The sequence below is a fragment of the Nocardiopsis sp. NPDC055824 genome (assembly GCF_053616335.1).
Genome location: NZ_JBSHDN010000331.1, coordinates 1 through 4,271 on the forward strand (window position 1 = coordinate 1; position 4,271 = coordinate 4,271).

At 71.6% G+C, this 4,271-nt stretch carries 3 protein-coding genes; 1 reads left to right on the forward strand and 2 read right to left on the reverse strand.

Annotated features, from left to right (window positions below; genetic code table 11):
• Positions 1–49 precede the first annotated feature (49 nt).
• Complete coding sequence (locus ACWGL3_RS31250; protein ID WP_452462126.1) at positions 50–1,030, reverse strand: TIGR03557 family F420-dependent LLM class oxidoreductase; 981 nt, start codon at positions 1,028–1,030, stop codon at positions 50–52.
• 22 nt (positions 1,031–1,052) lie between these two features.
• Positions 1,053–3,140, reverse strand: coding sequence for a catalase (locus ACWGL3_RS31255; RefSeq protein ID WP_452462127.1), 2,088 nt, complete (start codon positions 3,138–3,140; stop codon positions 1,053–1,055).
• Positions 3,141–3,369: 229 nt separating this feature from the next.
• On the opposite strand from ACWGL3_RS31255, the gene ACWGL3_RS31260 reads away from it, so the two are divergent.
• The gene (locus ACWGL3_RS31260) at positions 3,370–4,224 is read left to right on the forward strand and encodes an SDR family oxidoreductase (RefSeq protein WP_267947125.1); all 855 of its coding nucleotides are present in this window, start codon (positions 3,370–3,372) and stop codon (positions 4,222–4,224) included.
• The last annotated feature ends 47 nt before the right edge of the window (positions 4,225–4,271 follow it).

Below are 4,271 nucleotides of genomic sequence, written 5' to 3' on the forward strand. Positions count from 1 at the left end.
GCCCCGGGGAGGCCCGCACCCCGGGGCCGCCGGAGCCCGGCCGCGCGGCTCACGCCGCCGGGCCGGCCCGACCCCCCAACCGCCGGATCGGCCCGGCCAGCTCCTCCTCGAAGAAGGTGAAGAACCCCTCCGTGTCCGGCCCCGCGTTGACCAGGCACAGGTGGTCGAAACCGGCCTCGGTGAACTGGCGCACGGCCTCCAGGTGGCGCTCCGGGTCCGGTCCGTAGCCGAACGCGTCGCGCATCGCCTCCCGGCCGATCAGGGCGGTGGCCGCCTCGAAGTTCACCGGGTTGGGCAGCTCGGCCTGCACCTTCCACCCCAGCAGGCCGAAGCGGAAGACCTCGCGCGCCGAGTCCAGCGCCTCGCCCTCGTCGGCGGCCCAGGCCAGCGGCACCTCGCCGTAGCGCGGGCCGACGCCGCCGCTCTCGCCGTACGCCCGGGTGAGCGCCTTGTCGGGCTCGGTGCAGAACAACCCGTCGCCGAGCTCCGAGGCGAGCAGGGCGGCCTGCTCGCCCCCGGCCGCCACGATGATCGGCGGCGGCTCGTCGGGGAGGTCGAACACGCGGGCGTCCTCCAGGACCAGGTGCTTCCCCTCGTAGGAGTGGTAGCCGCCGGACCAGAGCAGCCGGATGATGTCGATCGCCTCGCGCAGCATCCGGTGGCGCGTGGTGACGTTGGGCCAGCCCCGGCCGACGACGTGCTCGTTGAGGCGCTCCCCCGAGCCCAGCCCGAGGCTGAACCGCCCCTCGGACAGGAGGGCGGTGGTGGCGGCGGCCTGCGCGACGATCGCCGGGTGCACCCGCAGGATCGGGCAGGTGACCCCGGTGGCCAGGCCGATGGTCTCGGTCCGCTCCGCGACGGCGGCCAGCATCGACCACACGAAACCCGAGTGGCCGTGGCTGTACAGCCACGGGTGGAAGTGGTCGCTGACCTCGACGAAGTCGAAACCGGCCTGTTCCGCGCGGACCGCCTGCTCCACGATCTCGCGGGGCCCGAAGCCCTCGGCGAACAGCTTGAAGCCCACCTTCATGGTGTCGTCCTCCCTCCCCTCGTCAGGCCGGCACCGCCGCGGTCGGCCGGTCCCAGATCCGGTGTCCCCCGACCAGCCGCGCGAACTCCGCGACGCAGTCGTCGCCCGCCGTCTCCGACACGACGACCCCCAGCTCGGTGCGCGTGCCCCCGGCGGGTGCGAAGGTCCCCTCCGGGACCGGCAGGGACGCGAGGAGACGCGTGCCCTCGCCCACCGCCGCCACCGCCTTGTGGTGCTTGTACGCCTCCAGGACGAAGTGGACGGCCACGCCGTCCTGCTCCAGGGACTCGGCGGAGGAGGGCCCTCCCGGCACCACGACCGCGTCGTACAGGACGGAGGACACGGTCGTGTAGGCGCGGTCCACGGTGACGGGGTCCCCGGCGCCGGCGCGCACCGCGCCGTCCGTCGCGGCGAGGAGCTCCACCACCGCGCCCTCGGAGACGAGGCCGTCCCGGAACGCGTGGACGGCGGCGGCGTCCACGCCGTCGGCGACGAGTACCGCGATCTGGCGGCCCGTCAGCGAGCCGAAGGCGGTGTTGGCCATGCTGACGGCCGGTGAGGAGCGTCCGTGGTTGGGCGTCCCCTCCGTCTCGGGGGGCTCCACCCCGATCCCCTCGGCCACACGGGCCGACAGCTCGTGGTCGACGTGGTTGAGGTTGGCGACCACACGCTGGCGCACCGCGAGCTCCTCGCACTTGCCCAGCTCGAAGCGGAACCCCGCGACCAGGTGCTCGCGCTCCCAGTCGGCGAGGCTGTTGTAGAACAGCGTCGCCTGGGAGTAGTGGTCGGCGAAGCTCTCGCTCCGCACCCGGATCTTCCCGCCCTCGACCTTCTCCGCGTAGTGGCGGTAGACGCCCTCGTCGGCCGGCGCGGGGCAGCCGCCCCCCAGCGAGTTCGGGTAGTAGGAGGTCTGTCCCCGGTGCACCCGGTGCTGCGCGAAGCCGTCGCGCTGGTTGTTGCTCACCGGCGCCACCGGCCGGTTGACGGGGATCTGCTGGAAGTTGGAGCCGCCCAGGCGCAGCAGCTGGGTGTCGAGGTAGGAGAAGTTGCGGGCCTGGAGCAGCGGGTCGTTGGTGAAGTCGATCCCCGGCACCACGTTGGCCGTGTGGAAGGCGACCTGCTCGGTCTCGGCGAAGAAGTTGTCCGGGTTGCGGTCCAGGACCATCTTCCCGATGGGCCGGACAGGCACCTCCTCCTCCGGGATGATCTTGGTGGCGTCCAGCAGGTCGAAGTCGAAGGCGTGCTCGTCCTCCTCCGCCACGAGCTGCACGCCCAGCTCCCACTCGGGGTACTGGCCGCGCTCGATGGCCTCCCACAGGTCGCGCCGGTTGAAGTCGGGGTCCTTGCCCTGGATGCGCTGCGCCTCGTCCCAGACGAGGGAGTGCGTGCCGAGCAGCGGCTTCCAGTGGAACTTGACGAAGGTGCCCCTCCCCCCGGCGCTGACGAACCGGAAGGTGTGCACGCCGAACCCCTGCATGGTCCGGTAGCTGCGCGGGATCGCCCGGTCCGACATCAGCCACATCATCATGTGGGTGGTCTCGGGCTGGAGGCCGACGAAGTCCCACAGGGTGTCGTGCGCGGACTGCGCCTGCGGGATCTCGTTGTGGGGTTCGGGCTTGACCGCGTGGACGAAGTCGGGGAACTTGATGCCGTCCTGGATGAAGAAGACCGGCATGTTGTTGCCGACGAGGTCGTAGTTCCCCTGCTCGGTGTAGAACTTCACGGCGAACCCGCGCACGTCCCGCACCGTGTCGGCCGAGCCCCGCGACCCGGCGACCGTGGAGAAGCGCACGAAGACCGGTGTGGTCACGTCCGGACCGCTCAGGAAGTGGGCCGCGGTGAGGTCGGAGAGCCCCTCGTAGGGCTGGAAGCGGCCGTAGGCCCCCGCCCCGCGCGCGTGGACGACGCGTTCGGGGATGCGCTCGTGGTCGAAGTGGGTGATCTTCTCGCGGGCGTGGAAGTCCTCCAGGAGCGTGGGGCCGCGTGCGCCGGCCCTGAGCGAGTTGTCCGTGTCGCCCACCCGCACGCCGGTCTCCGTGGTCAGCGGTTGCGCGGAATCGGTCCTCACCGAATCGAGCCGACGGTCCTTCTCGGTGCGTGCGTCGTCCATGGAAGTCCTCCGTTGGTGAGACCTCAGGTGCTGACATAAGGGGTTTCTCCACTCACGGTGACCGGGCCGCTCCACCCCCAAACATGGTTGTCCCGCTTTTGGAGGGGAGTTCACCGCCCCGCGCGGACGTGTCCGCGGATGCCCGAACCGGGGAAAGGGTTCCGCGTTGGAGGGGCGCGGAGCCGGGTAGGAGGAGCCCCACGCGAGGCGCCAGAGAGAGGAGAAGCCCATGTCCGAGACCCCACCTCCCGCGCAGAGCCAGCCGTACCCGGGGCGTACCGAGCCGATGGATCCGCAGCCCAGGGACGAGATGAGGGACTACGAGGGGCGCGGTCTGCTGGAGGGCAAGCGCGCCCTGATCACGGGGGGCGACTCCGGGATCGGCCGTGCCGTGGCCGTGGCGTTCGCCAAGGAGGGGGCCGACGTCGTCTTCGGCTACCTCAGTGAGGACGCCGACGCCCAGCACACCGTGGGCCTGGTCCAGGAACAGGGCCGCAAGGCCGTGGGGATCCGCGGCGACCTGGCCGACGAGTCGTTCTGCTCCCATCTGGTCGGCCGCGCGGTCGAGGAACTCGGCGGGATCGACGTCCTCGTGGAGCACGCCGCCACCCAGTCGCCGGTCGAGCAGTTCACCGACCTGACCACGGAGCAGCTGCGCCGCACGTTCGACGTCAACGTGATGGGGGTGTTCTGGACCGTCCGCGAGGCGCTGGAGCACATCCCCGACGGCGGCTCGATCATCATCACCGGGTCGATCAACGGTCTGCGCGGCAACGACTCGCTCATCGACTACGCGGCGAGCAAGTCCGCGGTGATGAACCTGTCGCTCTCGCTCTCGCAGGTGCTCCGCGACCGCGGCATCCGGGTGAACTGCGTCGCTCCCGGCCCCGTCTGGACGCCGCTCATCCCGGCCACGCTCGGGGAGAAGGGCGCCGAGGGGTTCGGCGAGCAGGCGCCGATGGGGCGGGCCGCCGAACCCGACGAGATCGCCCCGTCGTACGTGTTCTTCGCCAGCGACCGCCTGTCGTCGTACTACTCGGGCGAGACCCTGGCCCCCACGGGAGGGGAGATCCAGGCCGGCTGAGCCCGGGACCGCACGGGCGGGGGGGCGGGGACCGTGCGGTCCCCGCC

Coding starts and splice junctions, on each gene's coding strand:
- ACWGL3_RS31255 (WP_452462127.1), bottom strand. CDS start 3,140: ATGGACGACGCACGCACCGAGAAGGACCGTCGGCTCGATTCGGTGAGG.
- ACWGL3_RS31250 (WP_452462126.1), bottom strand. CDS start 1,030: ATGAAGGTGGGCTTCAAGCTGTTCGCCGAGGGCTTCGGGCCCCGCGAG.
- ACWGL3_RS31260 (WP_267947125.1), top strand. CDS start 3,370: ATGTCCGAGACCCCACCTCCCGCGCAGAGCCAGCCGTACCCGGGGCGT.